This window comes from Streptomyces sp. NBC_01591, from assembly GCF_035918155.1.
Classification (GTDB): domain Bacteria; phylum Actinomycetota; class Actinomycetes; order Streptomycetales; family Streptomycetaceae; genus Streptomyces.
In genome coordinates this window covers 5,416,962-5,443,118 of sequence record NZ_CP109327.1, presented here as the reverse complement: position 1 = coordinate 5,443,118, position 26,157 = coordinate 5,416,962, and the positions used below count along the sequence as shown (strand labels likewise).

The following is a 26,157-nucleotide window of genomic DNA, read 5'->3' as shown; positions in this document are numbered from 1 at the left end:
CGGGTTCAGTCCGTGACGCCCAGGTCCTGACGCATCAGCTCCCGCATCGTGTCGAGGCAGGGGTCGGCCGCCTTCAGGTCCTCCAGGACCTGTTCGACGCTCTCGCCGTCGCGGGCCAGGCCCCGGTCGAGGCGTTTGACGGCGCCGTCACCGGCGGCGAGCACCCGGTTGAGGTCGCGGGACGCCTGCAGTATCCGTTCGGGGACGATCATCTGTGCCTCGGCGTAGCGGTCGCGGTGGTCGAGGCGGGCCTCTTCGAGCTGGTTGCGTTCCTGCTCCGCGTAGACGCCGTCGCGGATGCGGTGCAGGGCGTCCTTGAGGAGTGTGTGGAACTGCCGGGACGCCCGGTTCATGGCCGTGTACTGGGTGCGCCGCTCCTCGAACTTCCGCCGCCCGTCCGCCAGTCGGGCCTCCTCGGCGCGCTGGCGTACGGTCAGCCGTTGCACGAACACCGGGGCGAGGAGGGTGCCGAGCACTCCGACTACTGCGGTGATCATGGCGGTGATGGCGGTGGTCATGACTGCGAGGCTAATGCGGGCCGCGAGGCGGCGTGAATGCGGTTCCCGGGCCATGGTGACGGCACATCAGACATGATGCCGTCATGACAAACTCACGGGGGAAGAGACGTACCCGGAGCCTCTCCGGGTCACCTCTGCCGACGGCTCGCGCGGCTCTCCCGCCCGCGCCCGGGTACCACCACGCGCCGCGCGCGGCGCGCGTACCACCACGCGCGGGCGATATGCGCCGCTATCTCGCCGTCGGCCTCGACTGCTACCTCTGCCTGCTCACGGCCGGCTTGCTGGCCCGGCAGTACGTGGACACGGCCGAGGTCACCGAGGCCGTCGGCCTGCTGCTCGGCCCGACGCTCGCGTTCTCGTTCCTCAACCATGTGGTCCTCACCGCACTCACCGGGGCCGGTGCGGGCAAGCTGATCATGGGGATACGGGTGGTCAGGCTCCCCGACGCCGGGCGCCCGGGGCCCTGGCTGCTGATGCGGCGCTGGCTGTACGGGCTCTGCTGGCTGCCGCTGCAACCCTGGTACGGGCTGCGCTCGCTCCTCTCGGGCCCCGGCGTCCTGCCCCGCACCACGCTCTGGAACGGCGGGAACGGCGAGCTGTACGCCGATGCGCTGGGCCTGCGCCAGGTACGCCACAGCGACCTCACCGCCCACCGGATCGCGAACCCCGCCCACCGCTGAGGCCGGGCGGGCCCACAACCGCGCACCCGGCCCCCGCGATTCCCGTATCCGCCCAGCAGCCCGTTGACGAGGGCCTCGCCGACGACCTGGCGGGTGACGCGGCCGCTCTTCCAGCCGAGCGCCTTGGATGAGAAGGCTCACGAACGCCGGAGGCGGCGGCACCGCGGATCCGAGGGGATCCGCGGTGCCGCCGCCTCCGTGCGGGGTTCGGGAACCGGTCGTCGCCCACGGTGACGACCGGCGGCTCGCGCCGGGGATGACGCGTGGGGTCGGGTCAGGCCTGGGAGCCCGCCGTCCACTCCGCCCAGCTCATGTTCCAGCCGTTGAGGCCGTTGTCGGGGGTGATGGTGCGGTCCGGGGAGTTCTTGACGATGACCACGTCGCCGACCATGGAGTTGTTGTAGAACCAGGCGCCGGGCTGGTTGGCGTCGCTCGCGCCCTTCACGTCGGCGAGGCCGACGCAGCCGTGGCTGGTGTTGGCGCTGCCGAAGATCGACCGCGCGCCCCAGTAGTTGCCGTGGATGAAGGTGCCCGAGGTGGACAGCCGCATGGCGTGCGGCACGTCCTTGATGTCGTACTCGCCCTTGCCGTCGTCGTCGGTGAAGCCGACCGTCGCACCGTTCATCCGGGTCTCCTTGAACTTCTCGGAGATCACCATCTGCCCGTTGTACGTGGGGTTCTCGGAGGAGCCGGAAGAGATCGGGATGGTCTTGATCGTCTTGCCGTCCTGGGTGACGGTCATCATCTTCGTGTTGGCGTCGACCGTCGAGACCTGGTTGCGGCCGACCTTGAAGGTGACCGTCTTCTGCTGCACGCCGAAGACGCCGTCCGCGCCCTCGACACCGTCCAGCGCCAGCTTCAGCGTGACGGTGGAGCCGCCCTGCCAGTAGTTCTCCGGGCGCAGGTCGAGACGCTGCGCGTTGAACCAGTGGCCGACGACCTGCTGGCCGCTGCTGGACGTCACGGTGATACCGGCCTCGACGGCCTTCTTGTCCGTGATCGCCTTGTTGAAGTTGATCGAGACCGGCATGCCGACGCCGACCGTGGAGCCGTCCTCGGGGGTGAAGTTCCCGATGAAGCTGTTGGCGGGCGAGACGGTGGTGAAGGAGGAGTTCTCGTGCGCCTCGCGGCCCTTGGAGTCCTTCGCCGTCGCGCTGATCTTGTACGTGGTCGAGCGCTCCAGCTGGACGTCCGGCTTCCAGCTCTTGCCGTCGGCGGAGAGCGTGCCCTTGACGGTGGCTCCGGCGGCCGTGGTCAAGGTGACCTGGGTCAGCGTGCCCTTGGCGACGGTGACCTTGGCGTCGTTGTTGATGCTCGCGTTGGTCGCGCCGTTCTTCGGCGAGATCGTTATCTGCGCTTCCGAGGCGTCCTCGGCTGCCGCCTTGTCGACTTCGGCCGCCTGCGACTTCTTCGAGCTCTCGGCGCTGCCGCCCTTGTCCCCGCCGCCGCTGCAGCCGGTGAGCACCAGAACGCCGCCGAGCAGTGCGGACACGGCCACCAGGCCCCTGCGCCGCTTGCTGTCCGTCATCACACGCTTCTCCATCGTTGCCGAATCCCCAAAAACCCCGAGCAGAGCCGCCGGCGACCGGCGGAACCCGTCAATGGTCCTAGAACCCATGGAAAGGGTCCTCCGTTCCACATCCACGAAAGATGTGGGGAACAACACTCATCGACGCGTCCGCGGTTGCGGTGGTTCCCGACGCCGGTCACGTAAGGACGACCGGCGAACGACACGGCCCCGCACCGCGTGCGAAGCGGTCCGGGGCCGGTGTTCACCAGCTGCTGGTCCCGCCGCTCGCGGCGACGTGACCGTCGTCGTCCTCACCCATTGTGCGGGACGTCGACACCGCCTTCCGCGTCGTCCTCCTCGTCCTCTTCGCCGTCCTCCTCGTCGAGGTCCCAGGCGTCCGGGTCGTCCGGGTCGTAGTCGACGATCTCGCTGCTCCAGGAGGCCTGGGCGAGCTCGACCCCGGGTACCTCGCTGACCAGGTCGAACGGGTCGACGAGGGAGGCGAGGGCCTCCGCGCCGTCTTCCCGTACGGCGGCCTCGGCGTGCATGCGTTCCTCGGCGGACTCGCCGCCCGGTTCCCCGTATTCGGCGGCGATCGATTCCAGTGCGGTGCCGCTGAGGGCGGCGGGGTCCGTGATCTCCAGCACCATTTCGACCCGAAGGCGAACAAACTGTGATGTCTCAGAAGTGCTCATGTGCCGGAGCGTAAGCTCCGCGCGCCCCCGGCTTTCCCACGACCCGCTGCTTTCACTAGCATCGGCACACATGCCTAACTCACGGCTGTGACAAGGGGATCGATTCCGTGGTCATCGCTCGTCGCCCGCTCCTGACCGCCACCGCCGCGGCCACATTGCTGGCCGCTCTGTGGTTCGTCCCGTCCGCCAACGCGACGGACGAACCGGCCGGTGCACCGGCCGTACGGAGCGTACCGACCACCACCGCCGGGGACTCCGCGGCCGGTCCGAGGCTGGCCGACACCGGGACCGGGATCGACACCACCCCGTATCTGATCGGCGGCGTGGCTTTCCTGGGCATCGGCGCGGCGTTCGTCTCCCACTCGGCACGCCGCACCGACACCCTGCCCGTTTAGGAAGCCTCCAGGCCAGGCCTGTCCGACCCTGATCCGCCGGACAGCCCTAGGCCAGCGGCCCGGTCACCGGCTCGACCGCCGCGACCAGCTTCCCCGCACGCACGAACGCGTCGGCCGCGGCCAAGTCCGGTGACAGGAAGCGGTCCGGCCCCGGCCCCTCGACCCCTGCCGCGCGCAGCGCCTCGATGGCGGCCTGCGAGGCGGGCGCGGGGGTGAGGCCCCCGGCGGCACGCAGTTCGATGGCACGGGTCGCCGCGTACAGCTCGACGGCGACGATCCGGGCGAGGTTGTCGACGGCGGTACGGAGCTTGCGCGCCGCCGACCAGCCCATGGAGACGTGGTCCTCCTGCATCGCGGAGGACGGGATCGAGTCGGCCGAGGCGGGTACGGCGAGCCGCTTCATCTCGCTGACCAGGGCGGCCTGGGTGTACTGGGCGATCATCAGGCCCGAGTCCACCCCGGCGTCGTCGGCGAGGAACGGCGGCAGCCCGTGCGAGCGGTTCTTGTCCAGCAGCCGGTCGGTGCGGCGCTCGGTGATGGAGCCGAGGTCGGCCGCGACGATCGCCAGGAAGTCGAGCACGTACGCGACGGGGGCGCCGTGGAAGTTGCCGTTGGACTCGACCCGGCCGTCGGGAAGCACGACGGGGTTGTCGACGGAGGAGGCCAACTCCCGGGCCGCGACGACGGCGGCGTAGTCGAGGGTGTCGCGTCCGGCGCCGTTGACCTGGGGGGCGCAGCGTACGGAGTAGGCGTCCTGCACGCGCGGCGCCTCGTCCTCCTGGAAGTGGCCGGTGAGGCCCGAGCCGGCGAGGACCCGCAGCATGTTGTCGGCGCTGACGCCCTGGCCCGGGTGCGGGCGGATGGCGTGCAGCTCCGGGGCGAGCACCTTGTCCGTGCCGAGCAGCGCCTCCAGGGAGAGGGCGGCGGTGATGTCGGCGGAGGTGTAGAGGCTCTTCAGGTCGGCCAGGGCCATGACGAGCATGCCGAGCATGCCGTCGGTGCCGTTGAGCAGGGCGAGGCCCTCCTTCTCGCGCAGCTCGACCGGGGTGATGCCGTGGGCGGCGAGCAGTTCACCGGCGGGGCGCACGGTGCCGTCGGGGCCCTCCGCGTCACCCTCGCCCATCAGCGTCAGGGCGCAGTGGGAGAGCGGGGCCAGGTCGCCGGAGCAGCCGAGCGAGCCGTACTCGTGGACGACGGGCGTGATGCCCGCGTTGAGCACGTCGGCCATGGTCTGCGCGACCTCGGGGCGTACGCCGGTGTACCCGGAGGCGACCGTCTTCAGCCGCAGGAACATCAGCGCGCGGACGACCTCGCGCTCGACGCGCGGCCCCATGCCGGCGGCGTGCGAGCGGACGATGTTGCGCTGGAGCTGTGCGCGGAGGTCCTGGCTGATGTGCCGGCTCGCAAGCGCCCCGAACCCGGTGGAGACGCCGTACACCGGCTCCGGCTTGGCGGCGAGCGCGTCCACGATCTCGCGGGCGGCGGCGAGCGCGCTGACGGCGGCTGCGGAGAGCTCGACGCGGGCGTTGCCGCGGGCCACGGCGATGACGTCCTGAGCGGTGGTACCGGACGTCCCCACCACGACTGTATGCATATCCATATTCAGAAGCGTACGGACTGAATCCCTTCATGTCACTAGTGGTCGCGCGGTTGACCCCTTACCGACCGGTGCTTCCTTCAGGGGCGACTGCCGCGCAGGTGGCGGCGGTCGTGGGCGGACCTGGGCGGCGCGTCGGCCAGCCGGATCACCTCGTCGTCGCGCCCCGCCACCACCGGTTTGACCGAACGGGCCGCCTTCGCCCGGTACTGGGCCGCGTCCGCCAGCCGGAACAGCCGCCGCGCCGAGACCACCGGGCCGATCGGATCACCGGTCGACGCGATCCCGCACGCCACCCCGTCGCCCAGCTCCAACTCGGCCGCCCGTTCGCAGAGTTCGGTGGCCACCCGGACCACGTCGTCCACCTCCGGACCCACCGTCAACAGGCAGAACTCATCACCGCCGAGCCGGGCCGCGAGCGCGCCGGGCAGCATGGCACCGCAGCGGGACAGCACCGAGCCGAAACGTTCCAGCAGGCGGTCGCCGACCGCGTGGCCATGGGTGTCGTTGACCTGCTTCAGTCCATTGAGGTCGCAGACGACCAGGCTCACCACCGCTCCGTCCGCCCGGTGCCGCTCCACCGCCTCGTCGAGCCGCACGTCGACGGCACGGCGGTTGGCCAGACCGGTGAGCGGATCGGTGAAGGCGAGCTTGCGGACCTCTTCGAGCCGTTCGGACTGGGAGATCCCCGCGGCTACGACCGCGGCCAGCACGGTCGCGAAGTCCGCGTCCTCCCGCCCGAACACCGGCGCCCCCACCGGGCGGGCCACATACAGCTCACCCCAGGCCCGCCCGTGCAGCACGATCGGCGCGATCACGCAGCAGCCGCGCCCGCGCCGGCGCAGGGCGGCCACCCTCTCCCGGCCGTACCCGCTCCCGTACTCCCGCAGCCCCGCACCCGGCATCGCGCCCGCCGAACCGTCGGCGGTCTCGACCCAGGCGTCCGGTTCACCGCCCCCGGCCCACCGTTCGTGCAGGAACTCGGTGATCTCCGGGAACTGATGCACCGGATACGTCTCCGCCTCGGGGAACTCCTCCTCCCCCTCGGCCCGTTCACCCGCGTTCACCAGCACGCGCAACTGCCCGCGCCCGCGCTCCCACACGGAGAGCGCGGCGAAGCTGCCGCCCAGCGCCTCGCACGCCCCCAGCGCAGCCGCTCGCCACGACCCCCTCGGGGTGTGTGCCGCCGCCATCGTCTGCGCAAGCAAAACCACGGCCCGCAGCCGTGCATCATCACCACCCATCGCTACAGCTTATGTAGATTTGTGGTGATTTGATCAGTTTGGGGCATTCATTGCGTGCGCTTCGTGTCTATTCAGTTATGGAGTGCCACTCCGCGTCACTCGCCGGGCCAGTTCGGCTTCCGCTTCTCGTTGAAGGCGGCCACGCCCTCGGCCCGGTCGCCGGAGAAGGCCACCGACCGCCAGGCGGCGTCCTCGACTTCGAGACCGGCCCGGAGGTCGAGGCCGTGCCCCAGCCGCAGCGCCCGCTTGGCGGCCCGCAGCCCCACCGGGGAGTTGGCGGCGATCCGGCCGGCCAGCGCCAGCGCGGCCGCCCGGTCCTGCCCGGCCTCCACCAGTTCGTCGACCAGCCCGCAGTCGAGCGCCTCGGCCGCCTCCACCCGCCGGGCCGTGAAGACCAGCTCGGCGGCGCGCGCCGCACCGATCCGCCGTGGCAGCAACTGCGTACCGCCGCCGCCCGGGATGACACCGACCGACACCTCGGGCAGGCCGACCAAGGCTGTGCGGTCGGCGACGATCAGGTCGCAGGACAGGGCCAGCTCGAATCCGCCGCCGAGCGCGAAGCCGTGCACGGCGGCGATCGTCGGCATCGGCAGTTCGAGCACGCCGGTGTACGCGGACCGGGCGGTGGGGCGCTGGCGCAGCAGATCGGCATCGGTGAAGGAGTTCCGCTCCTTCAGGTCCGCGCCCACGCAGAAGGCCCGCTCATGGCTGGAGGTGAGGACGGTGACCCGTACGCCGGGGTCGGCGGCGAGCGCGGCGCAGGCGGCGGCGATCGAGCGGGCCATGTCGGTGGACACGGCGTTCATCGCCTTGGGCCGGTCGAGGACCAGCTCGGCGACGTGTTCCTGCCCCTCGTGGACCCGTACGACGACGAATTCCCCGAACCGCTGCTCGGACGTGACGGTCATGACTGCACCCCTCCGGTTAACGATCGTTACCGGAGGGATCCTAGGGGGCGGCCCGGACAGCGGTCCCGGGTGAGTCCGAAAGGCCTGGATTCAGGAAAGGCCGGATTCAGGAAGTGCCGCGGCGTGCCAGCAGCCAGGGCTCCACCACGCCGAGCCCGCGCACCGGGCGCTGCCACATCGGCTGCAGCCCGTAGCGGTACTTGGGCGCGGCAACCGGCTCCACGCCTTCCTGGCGCTCCTTCTCGGCCACCGCGGCCTCCTCCGCCGCCTGCGCCTCGGAGGCCGGGGCGTCGCCGGTACGGGTCAGCTCCTCCGCGAACGCCCCGTCCACCAGCACGGCGTCCTTGGGGGCTATCGACGTCAGCCGGCTGGCGAGGTTCACCGTCGTACCGAAGACATCGCCCATCCGGGTGGTGACCGTGCCGAACGCGATGCCTACGCGCAGCGCCGGCATGGTCTCGTCCTGGGTCATCGCCTCGATCAGGCGCAGCGCGATCTCGGCCGCGGTGCCCGCGTCGTCGGCGGCGAAGAGGACCTCGTCGCCGAGGGTCTTGATGAGGCGGCCGCCGTGGGCGGCCACCAGGTCGGCCGAGGTGGTCTCGAAGGCCTCGACCAGCTCGCCGAGCTCCTCCTCCTCCAGCCGCCGGGTCAGCCGGGTGAACCCGACGAGGTCGGCGAAGCCGACGGCCAGCCGGCGGTCGACCATCTCCTCGTCGTCGGCGGCCTGCACGACCCGCCCGGTGGCGGCGGCCAGCTGGCGCCGCCACACGTAGACCAGGAACTCCTGCAGCTCCGGAAGCAGCAGCTCGACCAGCGGGTACGTGACTTCGGTACGGGTCATTCCGGGCTCGGGCGGCTCGGTCAGCCCCTCCAGGAAGGAATCGATCTGCCACTCCGCCAGCCGGGCGGTGGTCTGCCCGGTGGACCGGGCCACCTGGATCGCCATCGGTTCGCTGAGCAGCCCCGCCTCGACGAGACCGGCGAGCCGGCGCAGTGCCAGCACATCGGCCTCGGTGAGCGCCTTGGCCTGCCCGATGTCGGCGAAGCCCATGGCCCGCCAGAACCGGGAGGCCAGATCCATCGAGACACCGGCGGTACGGGCCGCCTGGAACGGCGTGTAGCGACGGTCTGCGCCCAGGATCAGCTGTTCCAGCCGGATCGCGAGGGGGTCGTCGGTCGGTTCCGCCGTATGGTCGACTTCGTGATGCGGTGTCGCGTGGACCGAGGGGTCCGACGGGGGCTGTGTGCCCGCACCGGAGGTCGTGTCGTCGACGGTCACCAGCCGCCTCCTGCCCGTTCCCTGCGCACTGCCCTGCCGATCTGTCGGTGGATCGCCTCAACGATACGGCAGGTGTGCCGAAGCTCACGCCCCTATGGCTTCCCGGAATGTTCCTGGGTGAGCCGGGGGGCGTGGGTGGTTTCGGTCGGTGGGGGGTTTCCAGGAGGGCACGGATCTCATGCCCCGGGTACGTGTTCGGGTAAGACGAGGGGGCGGGAGGAGCAGAGTCGTCGCGGCGGCCCCGATGGGCGCCGTGGAGGCGGGCCTACGGTTCGTGGCCCGGTGAACCAGGGATGGCGGCAGCAACCGCACGGCGCGTCCGCGCCCCCAGCGGCCCTCGCCGCCGTCCTCAGACCAGGCCGCCCCCGATGCCCCGCAGGTGGACGATGTCGCCGGCCGATACCGGTTCCTGGAGGCCGTCGTCGGTGGAGAGGAGCAGGCGGCCGTCGCTGTCGATCGCCACGGCCTCGCCGGTGAGCGTGCGGTCGCCGGGCAGCTGGGCCCGTACCGTCCGGCCGAGCGTCGCGCAGCCCGCCGCGTACGCCTCCTGCAGGCCGCTCGCCGCCGCGTCACCGTCCGCCGTGCGCCACCGGCCGTACCAGTGCTCCAGCGAGCGCAGCACGCCCCGCAGCAGCGTCTCGCGGTCGGTGGAGACGGCTCCGGCCAGGGCCAGCGAGCCGGCCGTGGGGACGGGCAGCTCCTCGGTGCGCAGGGAGACGTTGAGGCCCATGCCGATGACGACGCCGTCCCCGGCGCGCTCGGCCAGGATGCCGCCCGCCTTGCGCTCCGCGCCGTCCACCGTGACCAGGAGGTCGTTGGGCCACTTCAGGGCCGTGTCGACGCCCGCGGCCTTCGCCAGGCCGGTCGCCGTGGCGACCCCGGTGAGCAGCGGCAGCCAGCCCCACCGTTCGGTGGGGACGTCGCCCGGCTTCAGGTAGACGGACAAGAAGAGGCCCGAACGGGCCGGAGCCGTCCAGGTGCGATCGAGGCGGCCGCGACCCGCCGTCTGCTCCTCGGCGACCAGCACGGCGCCTTCCTCGAGCCCCTCGGCCGCGCGCCGGGCGAGATCGGAGTTGGTGGACCCGGTGGTCTCCACCACGTCGAGCGAGGTCCACAGTCCGCCCGGCCGCAGCAGTCCGCGGCGCAGCGCGGGGACGTTCAGGGGCGGTCGGTCCAGGTCCGACCAACGACTCTGTGGCGCATCCGAAGGTGTCATGCAAGCCAGACTAGGTGTGGCAAACGACGCACTGCCGAACCGTATCCGCGCCGATACCCTACGGATCAGTAGGTGTTCAGCACCTGACCAGCAGCACAGTCGTCCCCGTGACCAGGCAGGGAGCCGCCACCCGATGTCCGAGCCGGAAGAGACCGACATCCACACCACCGCGGGCAAGATCGCGGACCTGCAGCGCCGAATCGACGAGGCGACGCACGCGGGCTCCGCGCGTGCGGTCGAGAAGCAGCATGCGAAGGGCAAGTTGACCGCGCGCGAACGGGTCGATCTGCTGCTCGACGAGGGTTCCTTCGTGGAGCTCGACGAATTCGCCCGGCACCGCTCCACCAACTTCGGCATCGAGAAGAACCGCCCGTACGGAGACGGCGTCGTCACCGGCTACGGCACGGTCGACGGCCGCCCCGTCTGCGTGTACTCGCAGGACTTCACCATCTTCGGCGGCTCGCTCGGCGAGGTCTACGGTGAGAAAATCGTCAAGGTGATGGACTTCGCGCTGAAGACCGGCTGCCCGGTCATCGGCATCAACGACGGCGGTGGCGCCCGGATCCAGGAAGGCGTGGCCGCGCTCGGTCTGTTCGCCGAGATCTTCCGCCGCAATGTGCACGCCTCGGGCGTCGTGCCGCAGATCTCGCTGATCGTCGGACCGTGCGCGGGCGGCGCGGTCTACTCCCCCGCGATCACCGACTTCACGGTCATGGTCGACCAGACCTCGCACATGTTCATCACCGGCCCCGACGTCATCAAGACGGTCACCGGTGAGGACGTCGGCTTCGAGGAGCTCGGCGGCGCCCGCACCCACAACACCACCTCCGGTGTGGCGCACCACATGGCGGGCGACGAGAAGGACGCCATCGAGTACGTCAAGTCGCTGCTGTCGTACCTTCCTTCGAACAACCTGTCCGAGGCGCCCGCCTTCCCCGAGGTGGCGGACCTCGCCACCACGGACGAGGACCGCGAGCTCGACACCCTCATCCCGGACTCGGCCAACCAGCCGTACGACATGCACAGCGCCATCGAACACGTGCTGGACGACGGCGAGTTCCTGGAGACCCAGGCCCTGTTCGCGCCGAACATCATCACCGGCTTCGGGCGCGTCGAGGGCTACCCGGTCGGCATCGTCGCCAACCAGCCGATGCAGTTCGCCGGTTGCCTGGACATCAACGCGAGCGAGAAGGCCGCACGGTTCGTCCGCACGTGTGACGCCTTCAACGTGCCCGTGCTGACCTTCGTCGACGTTCCCGGCTTCCTGCCCGGTGTCGACCAGGAGTACGGCGGCATCATCCGCCGCGGCGCCAAGCTGATCTACGCCTACGCCGAGGCGACCGTCCCGCTGATCACCGTGATCACCCGCAAGGCGTTCGGCGGCGCGTACGACGTCATGGGCTCCAAGCACCTCGGCGCCGACATCAACCTCGCCTGGCCGACCGCGCAGATCGCCGTGATGGGCGCGCAGGGTGCGGTCAACATCCTGCACCGCCGCACCATCGCAGCCGCCGAGGATCAGGAAGCCACCCGCGCCGAGCTGATCGCCGACTACGAGGACACGCTGCTCAACCCCTACGTGGCGGCCGAACGCGGTTACGTCGACGCGGTGATCATGCCGTCCGACACCCGCGCCCACATCGTGAAGGGGCTGCGCCAGCTGCGTACCAAGCGGGAGTCGCTGCCCCCGAAGAAGCACGGCAACATCCCCCTCTAGAAAGGGTCCTGGCCATGATCAAGGTCGTACGGGGCAACCCGACCCCTGAGGAACTGGCCGCCGCGCTGGCGGTGGTGCGGGCGCGCGCCGCGGTGACGACGTCCGAGGAATCGTCCGGCACACCGGCCGGCGGGTCGGCGCTGCCCGGCCAGTGGTCCGACCCGGGACGCATCGCCCGGCGCACGCGTCATCTGCCCGGCCCGCGGGCCTGGGCCCGGACGTACTGGCCCGGGTAGTCGCAGGAGGATCCCTTCGCGCGTGTTTCCGGAGGTCCGGGCCCCTTTGGGTCCGGACCTCCGGTGCGTCCGGGCACGATCTGGCCCGTACGCACCACGGCGGCTGAGTACCCGTACTCAGGCGCGCGGTCCGCCGCGGCAGCAGGATCGTTTCCATGCTGTGGTCCGACCCGGAGAACAAGCCCCCGAAGGAACTGCGCGACGCCCAGGACATGATGCGCCGCGCGGGGCTGGTGCTTGCGCTCGCGATGGTGGTCGCGATGTTCGTGCTCGGGATGCGTTGAGAGATGCGCCGAGGGATGCGCTGATGGGGTACGCCGCTGGGCAGGCCCCGGGGCCCGTCCGCTCTCTTCCGCTCTCTTCTACGATGGCGCGTATGACTGATCAGCGCCGTCTCGTGCTCGCCTCCGCCTCCCCCGCCCGCCTCGGTCTGCTGAGGCAGGCCGGCTTCGCGCCCGAGGTGGTCGTCAGCGGGGTGGACGAGGACGCGCTGAGCGCCCCGACACCGGCCGAGCTGGCGCTCGTGCTCGCCGAGGCCAAGGCCGCGGCGGTGGCCGGCCGGGCGGAGGCGGCGGGTGCCCTGGTCATCGGCTGCGATTCGGTGCTCGAACTCGACGGCGAGGCGCTCGGCAAGCCGGCCGACGCCGAGGAGGCCATCGCCCGCTGGAAGTCCATGCGCGGCCGGGCCGGTGTGCTGCGGACCGGCCACAGCGTGATCGACACCGCGACCGGACGTACCGCATCGGCGACCGCCTCCACGACCGTCCGCTTCGGCGAACCGACGGACGCCGAGATCGCCGCCTACGTGGCCACCGGCGAGCCGCTCCATGTCGCGGGCGCCTTCACCCTGGACGGCCGTTCGGCACCGTTCGTCGACTCCATCGAGGGCGACCACGGCAATGTCATCGGGCTCTCGCTGCCGCTGCTGCGCCGACTGCTGGACGAGCTCGGGATCTCCGTCACCGAGCTCTGGGTCTGAGAGTCGGGGCCGGTCCGGAGGGGCCGGTCCGGAGGAGCCGGTCCCGATCAGACCGGCGCCGGGGCACCCGGCTCGGCGGCGGGCTTCGCGGACTCGTCGGACCGGGTGCCGTACGCCACCAGCGTGAGCACTATCAGCCCGAGCACCACCATCAGAGTCGCGAACGCGGTCCAGCCGACCAGCCCGACCGTCAACGCGCCCAGCACTCCGTGCACCACGGCGCAGGTGATCAGGACGATGCGGGCGATCCGGCCGGGGGCCCGGTCGCGGATGCCGGCCAGCAGCAGGAGCAGCCCGCACAGCAGCAGGTACAGGCCGAAGACACCACCCATCGCCCAGGTGCCGTTGGACATGACGGCGGGGTCCATCCCGGCCAGTGACATGTCCTGGTTCTTGACGACCGTCGCCAGGATGCCGTTGATGAGCACAATGCCCACGGCTTCCACGAACAGCACGATCGCGGCCACGAACGCCACCGGTCTGCGCACCACGGTGCTCACCCCCTGTTACCTGCAGTACGTGCGATAGCGCGGACCCTACTAACGGGTAATGCTCCGGACAAGGGCCCCGGCGATCTCCGCTCCCACTCCGCGCTCCTGGCGTGCGCGGGCGCACTCCCCCCGCACCCCCCTTGCCCCGACTCTCGTGCGCCGGGCAAAGAATCGTTCGCCCATTAGTGGGGACTCGACAAAGAATCGCGGAAACTCGCAGCTCGTACGAACAGAGACCTGGACCACACCTCGTGGCTACTGTGCGGTTATGAAACCCGGCGTACCGTGGTGCCACAAGGGATTTCGCGACTTGAGCAAGCCTCGAATCACACTCCGTGTGGGCAAGCTCACCATTGGGGACGGGTCGTAGGGCCGTGTCGGTAGTCCCTAAACTCAGCTTGTTTCAAGGAGGGAGCCATCGTGCGCAAGGTGCTCATCGCCAACCGTGGCGAAATTGCTGTCCGTGTTGCTCGGGCATGCCGGGATGCCGGGATCGGGAGCGTGGCCGTCTACGCAGACCCGGACCGCGACGCTCTGCATGTGCGTGCGGCCGACGAGGCATTCGCTCTGGGCGGTGACACCCCGGCCGCCAGCTACCTGGACATGGCCAAGGTGCTCCAGGCTGCCAAGGACTCCGGAGCCGACGCGATCCACCCGGGCTACGGCTTCCTGTCGGAGAACGCCGAATTCGCGCAGGCGGTGCTGGATGCCGGCCTGACGTGGATCGGGCCGCCGCCGCAGGCGATCCGGGACCTCGGCGACAAGGTCGCCGCCCGGCACATCGCGCAGCGTGCCGGGGCTCCGCTGGTGGCCGGCACGCCCGACCCGGTCGGGGGTTCCGCCGAGGTCGTGGCGTTCGCCGAGGAGCACGGGCTGCCGATCGCGATCAAGGCCGCCTTCGGTGGCGGCGGTCGCGGTCTGAAGGTGGCCCGCACGCTGGAGGAGATCCCGGAGCTGTACGACTCCGCGGTCCGTGAGGCCGTCGCGGCGTTCGGCCGGGGCGAGTGCTTCGTGGAGCGCTACCTCGACCGGCCGCGCCACGTCGAGACGCAGTGCCTGGCCGACAGCCACGGCAACGTCGTCGTGGTCTCCACCCGTGACTGCTCGCTCCAGCGCCGCCACCAGAAGCTGGTCGAGGAGGCCCCGGCCCCCTTCCTGTCCGACGCGCAGAACGCGGAGCTGTACGCGGCGTCCAAGGCCATCCTGAAGGAGGCCGGCTACGTCGGTGCGGGCACCGTGGAGTTCCTCGTAGGCACGGACGGCACCATCTCGTTCCTGGAGGTCAACACCCGCCTCCAGGTCGAGCACCCGGTCACCGAGGAGGTCAGCGGCCTCGACCTCGTACGCGAGATGTTCCGCATCGCCGACGGCGAGGAGCTGGGCTACGACGACCCGGCCGTGCGCGGGCACTCCTTCGAGTTCCGGATCAACGGCGAGGACCCGGGCCGCGGCTTCCTGCCCGCCCCGGGCACCGTCACCACGTTCGCCCCGCCGACCGGCCCCGGCGTCCGCCTCGACGCGGGTGTGGAGTCCGGCTCCGTCATCGGCCCCGCCTGGGACTCGCTGCTGGCGAAGCTCATCGTGACCGGCGCTACCCGTGAGCAGGCGCTGCAGCGCGCGGCCCGTGCGCTGGCCGAGTTCAACGTGGAGGGCATGGCCACCGCCATCCCCTTCCACCGCGCGGTCGTCACCGACCCGGCCTTCACCAGCGAACCCTTCCAGGTCCACACCCGCTGGATCGAGACCGAGTTCGTCAATGACATCAAGCCCTTCACCGCCACCGCCGACACGGAGGCCGAGGAGGAAGCCGGCCGCGAGACCGTCGTCGTCGAGGTCGGCGGCAAGCGCCTCGAGGTCTCCCTCCCCTCGTCGCTCGGCATGAGCCTGGCCCGTACCGGACTCGCCGCGGGCGCCAAGCCCAAGCGCCGTGCCGCGAAGAAGTCCGGCTCCGCGGTCTCCGGCGACACCCTCGCGTCCCCGATGCAGGGCACGATCGTCAAGATCGCCGTCGAGGAGGGCCAGGAGGTCCAGGAGGGCGACCTGATCGTCGTCCTGGAGGCCATGAAGATGGAGCAGCCGCTGAACGCGCACCGCTCCGGCACCGTCAAGGGCCTCGCCGCCGAGGTCGGCAGCTCGGTCTCCTCCGGCGCCGTCATCTGCGAGATCAAGGACTGACCGACGCGGTATCCGTGTCACAGGGGCCCCTGCGGAGTCGTACGACTCCGCAGGGGCCCCTGTCCGTGCGGCCCAGCTCCTCGGGCGCACTCCTGCGGGCGCACTCCTGCGGGCGCACGATGGCATCCTGGACCCCGAGGCGGAGGAAGGGAGGCTGCGCAATGGCGACCAGTACGGCACAGACGCCGCCCCGGCCCATGCGTGCCGACGCGCGCCGGAATTACGACCGGCTGCTGAGCGAGGCCCGGACCGCCTTCGCGGAGCATGGGACCGACGCGTCCCTGGAGGACATCGCGCGACGCGCGGGCGTGGGGATCGGCACGCTGTACCGGCACTTCCCGAACCGGCACGCGCTGATGAACGCGGTCTTCCAGGAGGCCCTGGCGTCCCTGATCACCCGTTCCCGTGAGCTCGCGGGGGCGGAGCAGCCGTGCGGGGGCTTGGTGGAGTGGCTGGGCGCAATCATCACTCATGCGGGTGAGTACCGCGGGCTGGCCCAGGCGCTCATGTCGACGTCACGGGACGAGACTTCGGCCCTGTCGCAGTGCAATGTGCCGCTGCGCGAGGCGGGGGCGGTACTGCTGGCGCGGGCGCAGGCGAGCGGGGCCGTGCGGCCGGATGTGTCGATCGACGACCTGTTGCAGCTGACGAACGCGATCGCGCTGGCCGCCGAACAGTCCCCGGACGACCCGGAGTTGGCGGGGCGGCTACTGATGCTGACCCTGCAGGGGTTGAAGGGGGCGCGTGCGGAGGGGGGTTGAGGGGTTGGGGGCGGGCAGGCCTTGCGGTCCGCTGCGCGGGGCCTGCTCCCCTGCCCGCCCCTTCCCGTAACCGGGGCTCCGCCCCGGACCCCGCGCCTCAAACGCCGGCGAGGCTGGAATTTCGCCCCCGGCGATTCGAGGAGGCGGGCCCGGCGAAGCCGGATTCTCGACGCCGACGAGGCCGGGTTTATCGGCGCCGCAGGTCCGCGACCCTCGCCCGGTCTCCCTGTTCCGCCATCGCCGCCGCGCTCCGTAGTTGCTGCGGGCCCTGGCCTCCGGGGGCGCCCCCGTGCGTACGGCGCTGTCCGGGCAGCGGCATGTCACGGCGGCCCTGCCGGCCGTGCGGAAGGGGCTCGGACGCCGCGGGGCCGCTCCCCGAGCCGGCCACCGCGATCTGCACTCCCTGGTCCGCCAGGGCCTGCAGTTCGCTGGCGGCGCGGTCGTCGTGGCCGGGAGGTTCGTCCGTCACCAGGCGGGTGACCAGATCCGTCGGCACCGTCTGGAACATGGTGTCGGAGCCGAGCTTGGTGTGGTCCGCCAGGACCACCACCTCCGCGGCCGCCTGCACCAGCGCCCGGTCCACGCTCGCGGAGAGCATGTTGGACGTGGAGAGACCGCGCTCCGCGGTGAGTCCGCTCCCGGAGAGGAACGCGCGAGAGACCCGCAGCCCCTGGAGGGACTGCTCGGCACCACTGCCCACCAGGGCGTAGTTGGAACCGCGCAGCGTACCGCCGGTCATCACCACCTCCACCCGGTTGGCATGGGCCAACGCCTGGGCGACCAGCAGGGAGTTGGTGACGACGGTCAGACCGGGGATCCGCGCGAGCCGGCGGGCCAGCTCCTGCGTGGTCGTACCGGCGCCGACGACGATGGCCTCGCCCTCTTCCACGAGACCGGCGGCCAGGTCGGCGATGGCCGTCTTCTCCGCGGTGGCGAGATGGGATTTCTGCGGAATGCCGGACTCCCGCGTAAAACCGCCCGGCAGTACCGCACCGCCGTGCCGGCGGTCGAGGAGTCCTTCTGCCTCCAGTGCCCGCACGTCCCGCCGTACGGTCACTTCGGAGGTCTGGACGACGCGGGCGAGCTCACGGAGCGATACCGCCCCGTTGGCACGCACCATTTCGAGGATCAATTGACGACGTTCTGCAGCGAACACGAAACTGACAGTAACGTGACCGCCCGAGTGTTTTCAGCAGTTTGCACCGAATAACGGAAGTTGTACATACAAGGGGCCGCCAAGTGGTATAGGCGGCCCCGTTGTTGTTCCGTACTGATCGGAAGGCGGTCGTCGGACCGCCCGAGTTGCCGGGAGTTACCGGGGATTGCCGGGTTCCCGAAGGCGCTTACGCCTCGCCCGCGCGCTTACGGGTGTGCAACTGCCGGGCCACTTCCGCGATCGAACCCGACAGGGACGGATACACGGTGAAAGCGTTTGCGATCTGTTCTACCGTCAAATTGTTGTCGACCGCGATCGAGATGGGGTGGATGAGTTCGCTCGCCCGCGGCGCGACGACACAGCCGCCGACCACGATGCCGGTGCCGGGCCGGCAGAAGATCTTGACGAAGCCGTCGCGGATTCCCTGCATCTTGGCGCGCGGGTTGCGCAGCAGCGGCAGCTTGACCACCCGGGCGTCGATCTTGCCGGCGTCGACGTCGGCCTGGGTGTAACCGACGGTGGCGATCTCTGGGTCGGTGAAGACGTTCGAGGAGACCGTCTTCAGGTCCAGCGGGGCCACCGCGTCGCCGAGGAAGTGGTACATCGCGATCCGGCCCTGCATGGCGGCGACCGAGGCGAGGGCGAAGATCCCGGTGACGTCACCGGCCGCGTACACGCCCGGAGCGCTGGTGCGGGAGACCTTGTCGGTCCAGATGTGGCCTGACTCCTTGAGCCGTACGCCGGCCTCCTCCAGGCCCATGCCCGCGCTGTTCGGGATCGCGCCGACCGCCATGAGGCAGTGCGAACCGGAGATGACCCGGCCGTCGGCCAGGGTGACCTCGACCCGGTCGCCGACGCGCTTCGCGGCCTGGGCGCGGGAGCGGGCCATGACGTTCATGCCTCGGCGCCGGAAGACGTCCTCCAGCACGGCGGCCGCGTCCGGGTCCTCGCCCGGCAGCACCCGGTCGCGGGACGAGACGAGCGTGACGCGCGAGCCGAGCGCCTGGTAGGCGCCCGCGAACTCGGCGCCGGTCACGCCGGAGCCGACCACGATGAGCTCCTCGGGAAGCTCGTCGAGGTCGTAGACCTGGGTCCAGTTCAGGATGCGCTCGCCGTCGGGGAGCGCATCCGGGATCTCCCGGGGGTGACCGCCGGTCGCGATCAGCACGGCGTCGGCGGTGAGCGTCTCCTCCGTGCCGTCGGCGGCGGTCACGACGACCTTGCGGGAGCCGTCGGCGGCCTGGAGGCCCTCAAGACGGCCGCGGCCGCGCATCACGCGGGCGCCGGCGCGGGTGACGGAGGCGGTGATGTCGTGGGACTGGGCGAGCGCCAGGCGCTTCACCCGTCGGTTGACCTTGCCGAGGTCGACGCCGACCACGCGGGCGGCCTGCTCCACGTGCGGGGTGTCGTCCGCGACGATGATGCCCAGCTCCTCGTACGAGGAGTCGAAGGTGGTCATCACCTCCGCCGTCGCGATCAGGGTCTTCGAGGGCACGCAGTCGGTGAGCACGGACGCGCCGCCGAGGCCGTCACAGTCGACGACGGTCACCTCCGCGCCGAGCTGGGCACCCACCAGTGCCGCCTCGTAGCCGCCGGGTCCGCCGCCGATGATCACGATCCGGGTCACGAAAAGTCCGCCTCGCGTATGTCATCCCGCGGCCGTCTGCTGCCCCGGCCGGGGGTCCGGGGGAGCGCCCCGGGGGAATGCAGTACGTACTTCATTGTCCCGCACGCGCCAAGGTGCTTCGTCCCGGGGCCCTCCATACGTGCGCCGGGGCGTGCGCGCCGGGGCCCGGGGGCGGGAAGCGGAACCCCGCGAGTGGTCTTCCGCACCGGAATCGACGTTCTCCCCGTCGCCTCCCGTACCCTCGGACCCATGTCGCTCTACGCCGCGTACGCCGGCAACCTCGACGCGCGGCTGATGACGCGCCGCGCACCGCATTCCCCGCTGCGCGGCACGGGCTGGCTCAACGGCTGGCGGCTGACCTTCGGCGGGGAGCAGATGGGCTGGGAAGGCGCGCTCGCCACGGTGGTGGAGGCGCCCCGTTCTCAGGTCTTCGTGGCGCTGTACGACCTGGCACCGATGGACGAGGACTCCATGGACCGGTGGGAGGGTGTCGGCCTCGACATCTACCGCCGGATGCGGGTGCGGGTGCACACCCTGGACGGCGAGGAGCCGGCCTGGATGTATGTGCTGAACGGCTACGAGGGCGGGCTGCCGTCCGCCCGCTACCTGGGCGAGATCGCCGACGCGGCGGAGTCCGCGGGTGCGCCGCACGACTATGTGATGGAACTCCGCAAGCGCCCCTGCTGACCCGGCCGACCAGCGCTTTTGTGTGAAAGTACGAGCAAGCGTGTGCAGGCTCTGCACATGGGCATCTACGCGCGTAGGGAATCACCGGCTACCCTCATCCGCGTGAACGCATCAGTTATTCCGGACAACATCCAGGGCGACCCGTACGCCGCCGCCTCCGACGCCGCCGCCCGCCTGCGCGAGCTGACCGGTGCCGAGACCCACGACGTCGCGCTCGTGATGGGTTCCGGCTGGGCACCCGCGGGCGATGCGCTCGGCGCTCCGGAGGCCGAGTTCCCGGTGACCGAGCTGCCCGGTTTCCCGGCGCCCGCAGTGCAGGGGCACGGCGGGACGATCCGCTCGTACCGGATCGGCGAGAAGCGTGTCCTGGTCTTCCTCGGCCGCACGCACTTCTACGAGGGCCGGGGCGTCGCCGCCGTCGCGCACGGGGTCCGCACCGCCGTCGCGGGAGGGTGCGGGACCGTTGTCCTGACGAACGGCTGCGGCGGTCTGCGCGAGGGCATGCGCCCCGGTCAGCCGGTGCTGATCAGCGACCACATCAACCTGACGGCGGCCTCCCCCATCGTCGGCGCCAACTTCGTCGACCTGACCGACCTGTACTCGCCGCGGCTGCGCGCGCTGTGCAAGGAGGTCGACGAGACCCTCGAAGAGGGTGTGTACGTACAGTTCCCCGGCCCGCACTACGAGACCCCGGCCGAGATCAACATGGTCCGCGTCATGGGCGGCGACCTGGTCGGCATGTCCACCGTGCTGGAGGCCATCGCCGCGCGCGAGGCCGGCGCCGAGGTGCTGGGCATCTCGCTGGTCACCAACCTCGCGGCGGGGCTGAGCGGGGAGCCGCTCAACCACGAAGAGGTGCTGCAGGCGGGGCGGGACTCCGCCACGCGCATGGGCGCGCTGCTGGCCCGGGTCCTCGAACGCATCTGACCCGGCCGCGGCTGACCCGGCCGCGGCCGGTTCGCGCACCTACCCACGAAGCACCCGCAGGAAGGCGGACACCGTGCAGCAGGACCTCATCGCGCAGGCCAGGACGTGGCTCGCGGAGGACCCCGATCCCGAGACCCGCGACGAGCTGGCCGGGCTCATCGAATCCGAGGATCTCGACGAGCTCGCCGCACGGTTCGCGGGCACGCTGCAGTTCGGCACCGCCGGGCTCCGCGGTGAGCTGGGGGCCGGGCCGATGCGGATGAACCGCTCCGTCGTCATCCGCGCGGCGGCCGGGCTCGCCGCCTATCTCAAGGCGCAGGGGCAGGGCGGCGGGCTCGTCGTCATCGGGTACGACGCCCGGTACAAGTCCGCCGACTTCGCCCGCGACACCGCGGCCGTGATGACCGGCGCGGGCCTGCGGGCGGCGGTGCTCCCCCGCCCGCTCCCCACCCCCGTGCTGGCGTACGCCATAAGGCACCTGGGTGCCGTCGCGGGCGTCGAGGTGACCGCCAGCCACAATCCGCCGCGCGACAACGGCTACAAGGTCTATCTCGGCGACGGCTCGCAGATCGTCCCCCCGGCTGACGCCGAGATCGCCGCCGCGATCGCCACGGTCGGCCCGCTCGACGGCGTGGCCCGCCCCGACGACGGCTGGGACACCCTGGGCGACGAGGTGCTGGCGGCCTATCTGGCCCGTACGGACGCCGTGCTCGCCGCCGGATCGCCGCGTACCGCCCGGGTCGTGTACACCGCGATGCACGGTGTCGGTACGTCCGTGCTGACGGCCGCCTTCGACCGTGCCGGATTCCCCGCGCCGGTGCTCGTCGCCGAGCAGGCCGAGCCCGACCCGGCGTTCCCCACCGTCGCCTTCCCCAATCCGGAGGAGCCCGGCGCGATGGACCTCGCCTTCGCGACCGCGCGCCGCACCGACCCCGACATCGTCATCGCCAACGACCCGGACGCCGACCGCTGCGCCGTCGCCGTCCCGGACCCCGCGACCGACGGCGGCTGGCGGATGCTGCGCGGCGACGAGGTGGGGGCGCTGCTCGCCGCGCATCTGGTGGATCGGGGCGCGACCGGCGTCTTCGCCGAGTCGATCGTGTCGTCCTCACTGCTCGGCCGGATCGCCGAGAAGGCCGGCAACGGCTATGAGGAGACGCTGACCGGCTTCAAGTGGATCGCCCGCGTCGACGGACTGCGGTACGGGTACGAGGAGGCGCTCGGCTACTGCGTCGACCCCGACGGCGTACGCGACAAGGACGGCATCACGGCCGCCCTGCTCGTCGCCGAACTCGCCTCCATGCTCAAGGAGCAGGGGCGTACGCTGCTCGATCTCCTCGACGACCTCGCGGTCGCCCACGGGCTGCACGCCACCGACCAGCTGTCGGTGCGGGTGAAGGACCTGTCGGTCATCTCCGACGCCATGGCGCGGCTGCGCGAGCAGCCCCCGACCGCGCTCGCGGGCCTCGCCGTCACCTCGGCGGAGGACCTGGCGCGGGGCACGGATCGGCTGCCGCCCACCGACGGGCTCCGCTACCACCTGCAGGGTGCCCGGGTGATCGTCCGCCCGAGCGGCACCGAGCCGAAGCTCAAGTGCTACCTGGAGGTCGTGGTGCCGGTCGGTTCGGCGGACGAGCTGCCGGCGGCCCGTGCGAAGGGTGCGGAGCTGCTCGACGGGATCAAGCGCGACCTGTCGGCCGCGGCCGGGATCTGACGCCGGTCCCGCTTCACGTACGCACCAGGTACGTGAAGCCGGTGTCCACCGCTCCCCGCGCCACGACGGGCAGCTCGCGGGCCGGCCGGTCCGGATCCCCGATCGCGGAGCCCGGCCCGCAGGCCGAGCGACCACGTCGGCTACTTGATGTCGAGCAGCTGCTCCAGCGGGTCGATCGCGAAGTAGACAAGGAAGAGCGCCGCGGTGCCCCAGAGCAGCCAGTGGACTTCGCGGGCCTTGCCCAGGCACGCCTTGATGACCACGTAGGCGAGGAAGCCGGCGCCGATGCCGTTGGTGATGGAGTAGGTGAACGGCATGACGGCGATGGTCAGGAAGGCGGGGATGGCGAGTTCGTAGCGGTCCCAGTCGATGTGCTTGACCTGGGTCATCATCAGGAACCCGACCGCGATGAGGGCGGGGGCCGCAGCCTGGAGGGGCACGATGGTGAGAATCGGGGTGAAGAAGAGGGCGAGGGCGAACAGGCCGCCGGTGATGATGTTCGCGAAGCCGGTGCGCGCGCCTTCGCCGACACCGGCGGCGGACTCGATGTACGTGGTGGCGGACGAGGCGGATGCCGCGCCGCCGGCGACGGCGGCTGCGCCGTCGATGAGCAGCACGCGGCCCAGACCGGGGACCTGGCCGCGCTCGTCGAGGAGTCCGGCTTCAGCGGTGACGCCGACGACAGTGCCCATCGTGTCGAAGAAGTCGGACAGGATGAGAGTGAAGACGAGCAGGACGACGGTCAGCACGCTGACCTGACCGAACGAGCCGAACAGATCGAAGTCGCCCAGGAGCCCGAAGTCGGGTGCGGCAACGGGCTTGTCGGGCAGCGAGGGCTCGGTCAGACCCCAGGACTTGACGTCGGCGATGCTGTTGATGACGACGGCGACGACGGTCATCACGACGATGCTGATGAGGATGGCGCCCTGCACCCTGCGGGCCAGGAGGACGATCGTCATCAGCACGCCGAGACAGAAGACGAGCATGGGCCAGCCGGTCAGGGTGCCCGTGCCGATCTGAACGGGCACGGTGGTGTTCGCGGCGTCCGGGATGCGGGTGACGAACCCGGCGTCCACGAAGCCGATGAAGGCGATGAACAGGCCGATGCCGACACTGATGGCTTGCTTGAGGGCTTGCGGAATGGCGTGCATGACGGCCTCGCGCAGGCCGGTCAGCACCAGTACGCAGATCAGCAGGCCTTCGAGCACGATGAGGCCCATCGCGTCGTCCCAGCTCATCAATGGGGCGACCTGGAAGGCGGTGACGGCGTTGAGACCCAGGCCCGCGGCCAGGGCGAGCGGCAGGTTGCCTCCCACACCCATGATCACGGTCATCACGGCGGCCACCAGGGCGGTGGCGGTGGCCAGTTGACCGGCGTCCAGCTGGTGGCCGAATTTGTCCTCGGTGCTGCTGAGGATGATCGGGTTGAGTACGAGGATGTACGCCATCGTGAAAAAGGTGGCGAACCCGCCACGTATCTCACGGCCGTACGTCGAACCGCGTTCGCCTATGCGAAAGAACCGGTTGAGCGGGCCACCGGGCCTGATTGTCGGTGCTCCGGCCGGGCCTGTCGTGCTGGTGTGCATGACTGCGTCTCCTGGACCTGCAAGTGCGGGGGAAGGACCTGGCAATGGCGCCGGAAGCATGTATCAGCCGGTTGTACGAACACACATACGGCGTCTTGCGAGCGGATCCTACGCGGCAGGGACGCAATCTCAATCGCTTTGCGGTATCCATTGGTTGACTATCCGGTACCGCCCCTGTCGGTTCCTCCAAAATCACAGGCGACCTATCCAGTCAAACCAGGATGCGGGCGACAGCAGCCATGGAGTTCATCCCGAGTAACTCCATACTCTCGGCCCGTGCATCCACCGCTCCCTTTCAACGCGCGCGCCGCCCGCATGCTGCGCGAGAAACTCGGGATGACCCCCGGCCACGTCGCTTACGGCATGCGCGCCTCCTACGGCACGACCCACATCACCCCCGACCACATCACCGCGTGGGAACGCGGCACCGCACTGCCCACCGCCAGTGAACTCACCGCCCTGGCCGGTGCCCTGTGGTGCGACCCCCGCGAACTCATGGGCGCTCCCCACACCCTGCGCGAACACCGTCTCGCCCGCGGACTGGCCACCGAGGACGTCGCCCGCGCCACCGGCCTCGACCTCGACGCCTACCACCACATGGAAGAAACCGGCCAATGGACCGGCGACAAACGGCAGTCCGCCAAACTCGGCACCCTCCTCAACCTCCCCCCACGCGACTTCATCGCCGTCACCGGCCTCGAGGGCGAACTCGCCCGTCTCCTCACAGAAGCCGTCTCCACCCGCTGGCAGGCCCACATCCGCGCCATCGCCGGCCTCGTCTCCACGGATCGCCGCAGCCTGCAGGCCCCCCTGCGCGACATGCACCACGAGTACCAAACCCTCATGGCCGCCACCCTCAGCCGAGCCGGCGGCACCACCGCCTCCGGCGAAAACGGGCGACGCTACATCGACGACATCGTCAACCACTTCTGGGCCCGGCTCCCGGCGCACTGAACCGGGCCATGTCCGCACGGCCCGCACATGGGGACGTGAGCAGGCGGACAGCCGTGCCTGATCACGGGCCACGGGAGGCAGAGATGGCCGAGGCGAGCGCCACCGGGCAGCAGCCGGTGAAGCGGCGGCAGGGGGCGGCGCGCAGGCGGATTCGCGATGCCGCGGCGCGATGGATCGGGTTCGATCGAGCGGCGCGATGATCGCGATGCTTTCGAGGCCCTACGACAGTCGCCGATGCCGATCGCCGTACGCGCGTGCTCCGAATCCGGTCCGCCTCAGCCGATCGCGAGCAGCACCACCAGCAGCACCACGCCCACCACCGCCGGTGCGATCACCTCGTACGCCCAGCGCACCGACACGGACGACTCGGCGGTCTCCGCGGAGGCAGGCGCGCCCGCCTTCGCCCGCTCCACCAGTTCACGCAGGTCCGCCATGGTCCGGTCGGCCACTGCCATCCGGGCCTTGGTGTCGCGGACATCGGCGTGCACGGAGGTGCGGTCGTAGGGGTCGTCCAGCGACCGCCGGGACTGCTGCCGGGCCGCCTTCTTCCGCTGCCGCAGCGATACCGGTACCGCCCACATCTGGTACTTGGCGCCGCCCTCGGTGAACAGCTCACTCGAATACCCGGCCCGCAGGTCCGCGACTTCGGTCCACGGCATGGTGATCGTCCGGAACGGGTTGCGGATCCGGATGCGCTGCTCGTTGGCGAGCACGACGGGCCGCAGCGTGAACGCGACGACCAGCGGCACCGCGGTCAGCATCCCCGCCAGCGCCAGCCAGGGCACGTTGCCGTCCCCCCGGATCAGGGCGTCCCCGCCGATCCAGCAGATGAGCAGAAGCAGCAGGACACCCCCGACGATCCCGGCGGGCGAGCGGAAGGTCCGGTCGGCGTAGACCGGCTCGGCGGGTGGTGTGGGGCTCGTCATGGGCCCGATTCTGCCTGACCGGCGCAAGGAACTGCCCGGCGGATCAAAGTCGGACAGGGCGTGGCGTCGGGTGCGGTGCATCGCAAGGCGCCGGATCGTCCTGATAGCGGAGCTATTCGGGCGGTCCGGCAGCGCCGCGAGGTGCCGTGCCAGGCGTCGCGACCCCGGCCATGATCCGC

Annotated in this window: 25 protein-coding genes and 1 pseudogene; 12 read left to right on the top strand and 14 right to left on the bottom strand. The window is 70.7% G+C overall.

Annotated features, from left to right (window positions below; all coding sequences use genetic code 11):
• Positions 1–5: 5 nt before the first annotated feature.
• A complete protein-coding gene (locus tag OG978_RS25450; protein WP_326767416.1) occupies positions 6–518 on the bottom strand; it encodes a hypothetical protein in 513 nt (170 codons plus the stop codon).
• 83 nt (positions 519–601) lie between these two features.
• Between OG978_RS25450 and OG978_RS25445 the strand changes: the two genes are divergently transcribed.
• Positions 602–1,198, top strand: a complete 597-nt coding sequence (locus OG978_RS25445; RefSeq protein ID WP_326767415.1) for an RDD family protein — start codon at positions 602–604, stop codon at positions 1,196–1,198.
• Here OG978_RS25445 and OG978_RS48365 read toward each other — a convergent pair.
• From OG978_RS48365 to OG978_RS25435, 3 genes and pseudogenes are all read right to left on the bottom strand, one after another.
• Positions 1,167–1,323 (bottom strand): annotated as a pseudogene (locus tag OG978_RS48365) (ABC transporter permease); the annotation flags it as partial. The gene OG978_RS25445 and the pseudogene OG978_RS48365 sit on opposite strands and share 32 nt — an antisense overlap.
• Positions 1,324–1,472: 149 nt before the next feature.
• Complete coding sequence (locus OG978_RS25440; RefSeq protein WP_326767414.1) at positions 1,473–2,741, bottom strand: L,D-transpeptidase; 1,269 nt, start codon at positions 2,739–2,741, stop codon at positions 1,473–1,475.
• 278 nt (positions 2,742–3,019) lie between these two features.
• Positions 3,020–3,403, bottom strand: coding sequence for a hypothetical protein (locus tag OG978_RS25435; RefSeq protein ID WP_326767413.1), 384 nt, complete (start codon positions 3,401–3,403; stop codon positions 3,020–3,022).
• Positions 3,404–3,510: 107 nt separating this feature from the next.
• On the opposite strand from OG978_RS25435, the gene OG978_RS25430 reads away from it, so the two are divergent.
• The gene (locus OG978_RS25430) at positions 3,511–3,798 is read left to right on the top strand and encodes a hypothetical protein (protein ID WP_326767412.1); all 288 of its coding nucleotides are present in this window, start codon (positions 3,511–3,513) and stop codon (positions 3,796–3,798) included.
• A 46-nt stretch (positions 3,799–3,844) separates the two neighbouring features.
• On the opposite strand, the gene hutH is transcribed toward OG978_RS25430, so the two are convergent.
• The 5 genes from hutH to OG978_RS25405 all read right to left on the bottom strand — a co-directional run bounded on the left by hutH (position 3,845) and on the right by OG978_RS25405 (position 10,042).
• Positions 3,845–5,398 carry a histidine ammonia-lyase gene (gene hutH / locus OG978_RS25425; RefSeq protein ID WP_326767411.1) on the bottom strand — a complete coding sequence of 518 codons (1,554 nt, stop codon included), beginning with the start codon at positions 5,396–5,398 and terminating at the stop codon, positions 3,845–3,847.
• A gap of 77 nt (positions 5,399–5,475) precedes the next feature.
• On the bottom strand, positions 5,476–6,639 hold the full coding sequence (locus tag OG978_RS25420; protein WP_326767410.1) for a GGDEF domain-containing protein: 1,164 nt from the start codon (positions 6,637–6,639) through the stop codon (positions 5,476–5,478).
• Positions 6,640–6,734: 95 nt separating this feature from the next.
• A complete protein-coding gene (locus tag OG978_RS25415; protein ID WP_326767409.1) occupies positions 6,735–7,547 on the bottom strand; it encodes an enoyl-CoA hydratase/isomerase family protein in 813 nt (270 codons plus the stop codon).
• Positions 7,548–7,653: 106 nt separating this feature from the next.
• Positions 7,654–8,826, bottom strand: coding sequence for an adenylate/guanylate cyclase domain-containing protein (locus tag OG978_RS25410; protein ID WP_326767408.1), 1,173 nt, complete (start codon positions 8,824–8,826; stop codon positions 7,654–7,656).
• A 349-nt stretch (positions 8,827–9,175) separates the two neighbouring features.
• Entirely contained in the window at positions 9,176–10,042 is an 867-nt protein-coding gene (locus OG978_RS25405) for a biotin--[acetyl-CoA-carboxylase] ligase (RefSeq protein ID WP_326767407.1), read from the bottom strand.
• Positions 10,043–10,175: 133 nt separating this feature from the next.
• Here OG978_RS25405 and OG978_RS25400 point away from each other — a divergent pair, with 133 nt between their 5' ends.
• From OG978_RS25400 to OG978_RS25385, 4 genes are all read left to right on the top strand, one after another.
• A complete protein-coding gene (locus OG978_RS25400) occupies positions 10,176–11,759 on the top strand; it encodes an acyl-CoA carboxylase subunit beta (protein ID WP_326767406.1) in 1,584 nt (527 codons plus the stop codon).
• Positions 11,760–11,773: 14 nt separating this feature from the next.
• Positions 11,774–11,995, top strand: a complete 222-nt coding sequence (locus tag OG978_RS25395) for an acyl-CoA carboxylase epsilon subunit (RefSeq protein ID WP_326767405.1) — start codon at positions 11,774–11,776, stop codon at positions 11,993–11,995.
• A 155-nt stretch (positions 11,996–12,150) separates the two neighbouring features.
• On the top strand, positions 12,151–12,279 hold the full coding sequence (mmpB, locus tag OG978_RS25390) for a morphogenic membrane protein MmpB (RefSeq protein WP_326767404.1): 129 nt from the start codon (positions 12,151–12,153) through the stop codon (positions 12,277–12,279).
• Positions 12,280–12,362: 83 nt separating this feature from the next.
• Entirely contained in the window at positions 12,363–12,974 is a 612-nt protein-coding gene (locus OG978_RS25385; protein ID WP_326767403.1) for a nucleoside triphosphate pyrophosphatase, read from the top strand.
• A gap of 47 nt (positions 12,975–13,021) precedes the next feature.
• Here OG978_RS25385 and OG978_RS25380 read toward each other — a convergent pair whose 3' ends face one another.
• Complete coding sequence (locus tag OG978_RS25380) at positions 13,022–13,474, bottom strand: hypothetical protein (protein ID WP_326767402.1); 453 nt, start codon at positions 13,472–13,474, stop codon at positions 13,022–13,024.
• A gap of 411 nt (positions 13,475–13,885) precedes the next feature.
• Here OG978_RS25380 and OG978_RS25375 point away from each other — a divergent pair, with 411 nt between their 5' ends.
• Both OG978_RS25375 and OG978_RS25370 read left to right on the top strand, forming a co-directional pair.
• The gene (locus tag OG978_RS25375) at positions 13,886–15,640 is read left to right on the top strand and encodes an acetyl/propionyl/methylcrotonyl-CoA carboxylase subunit alpha (RefSeq protein WP_326767401.1); all 1,755 of its coding nucleotides are present in this window, start codon (positions 13,886–13,888) and stop codon (positions 15,638–15,640) included.
• Between the two features lie 161 nt (positions 15,641–15,801).
• Complete coding sequence (locus OG978_RS25370) at positions 15,802–16,401, top strand: TetR/AcrR family transcriptional regulator (protein WP_326767400.1); 600 nt, start codon at positions 15,802–15,804, stop codon at positions 16,399–16,401.
• A gap of 187 nt (positions 16,402–16,588) precedes the next feature.
• Here the strand turns inward: OG978_RS25370 and OG978_RS25365 are convergent, their stop codons facing one another.
• Together OG978_RS25365 and OG978_RS25360 are read right to left on the bottom strand one after the other, a co-directional pair.
• Positions 16,589–17,521 (bottom strand): DeoR/GlpR family DNA-binding transcription regulator, encoded by a 933-nt coding sequence (locus OG978_RS25365; protein ID WP_442817849.1) that lies wholly within the window; start codon positions 17,519–17,521, stop codon positions 16,589–16,591.
• A 223-nt stretch (positions 17,522–17,744) separates the two neighbouring features.
• Complete coding sequence (locus tag OG978_RS25360; protein ID WP_326767398.1) at positions 17,745–19,184, bottom strand: NAD(P)H-quinone dehydrogenase; 1,440 nt, start codon at positions 19,182–19,184, stop codon at positions 17,745–17,747.
• Between the two features lie 249 nt (positions 19,185–19,433).
• Here OG978_RS25360 and OG978_RS25355 point away from each other — a divergent pair, with 249 nt between their 5' ends.
• The 3 genes from OG978_RS25355 (at position 19,434) to OG978_RS25345 (ending at position 22,512) form a co-directional block, all read left to right on the top strand.
• Positions 19,434–19,871, top strand: coding sequence for a gamma-glutamylcyclotransferase (locus OG978_RS25355; RefSeq protein ID WP_072486709.1), 438 nt, complete (start codon positions 19,434–19,436; stop codon positions 19,869–19,871).
• A gap of 102 nt (positions 19,872–19,973) precedes the next feature.
• The gene (locus OG978_RS25350) at positions 19,974–20,798 is read left to right on the top strand and encodes a purine-nucleoside phosphorylase (protein WP_326767397.1); all 825 of its coding nucleotides are present in this window, start codon (positions 19,974–19,976) and stop codon (positions 20,796–20,798) included.
• Between the two features lie 73 nt (positions 20,799–20,871).
• Positions 20,872–22,512: a phospho-sugar mutase gene (locus OG978_RS25345; RefSeq protein WP_326767396.1), complete on the top strand. Its 1,641-nt coding sequence runs from the start codon at positions 20,872–20,874 to the stop codon at positions 22,510–22,512.
• Between the two features lie 140 nt (positions 22,513–22,652).
• On the opposite strand, the gene OG978_RS25340 is transcribed toward OG978_RS25345, so the two are convergent.
• On the bottom strand, positions 22,653–24,098 hold the full coding sequence (locus OG978_RS25340) for an NCS2 family permease (RefSeq protein ID WP_326767395.1): 1,446 nt from the start codon (positions 24,096–24,098) through the stop codon (positions 22,653–22,655).
• A 276-nt stretch (positions 24,099–24,374) separates the two neighbouring features.
• Here OG978_RS25340 and OG978_RS25335 point away from each other — a divergent pair, with 276 nt between their 5' ends.
• Positions 24,375–25,052 (top strand): helix-turn-helix domain-containing protein, encoded by a 678-nt coding sequence (locus OG978_RS25335; protein ID WP_326767394.1) that lies wholly within the window; start codon positions 24,375–24,377, stop codon positions 25,050–25,052.
• 275 nt (positions 25,053–25,327) lie between these two features.
• On the opposite strand, the gene OG978_RS25330 is transcribed toward OG978_RS25335, so the two are convergent.
• Complete coding sequence (locus OG978_RS25330) at positions 25,328–25,978, bottom strand: PH domain-containing protein (protein ID WP_326767393.1); 651 nt, start codon at positions 25,976–25,978, stop codon at positions 25,328–25,330.
• Between the last annotated feature and the right edge of the window lie 179 nt (positions 25,979–26,157).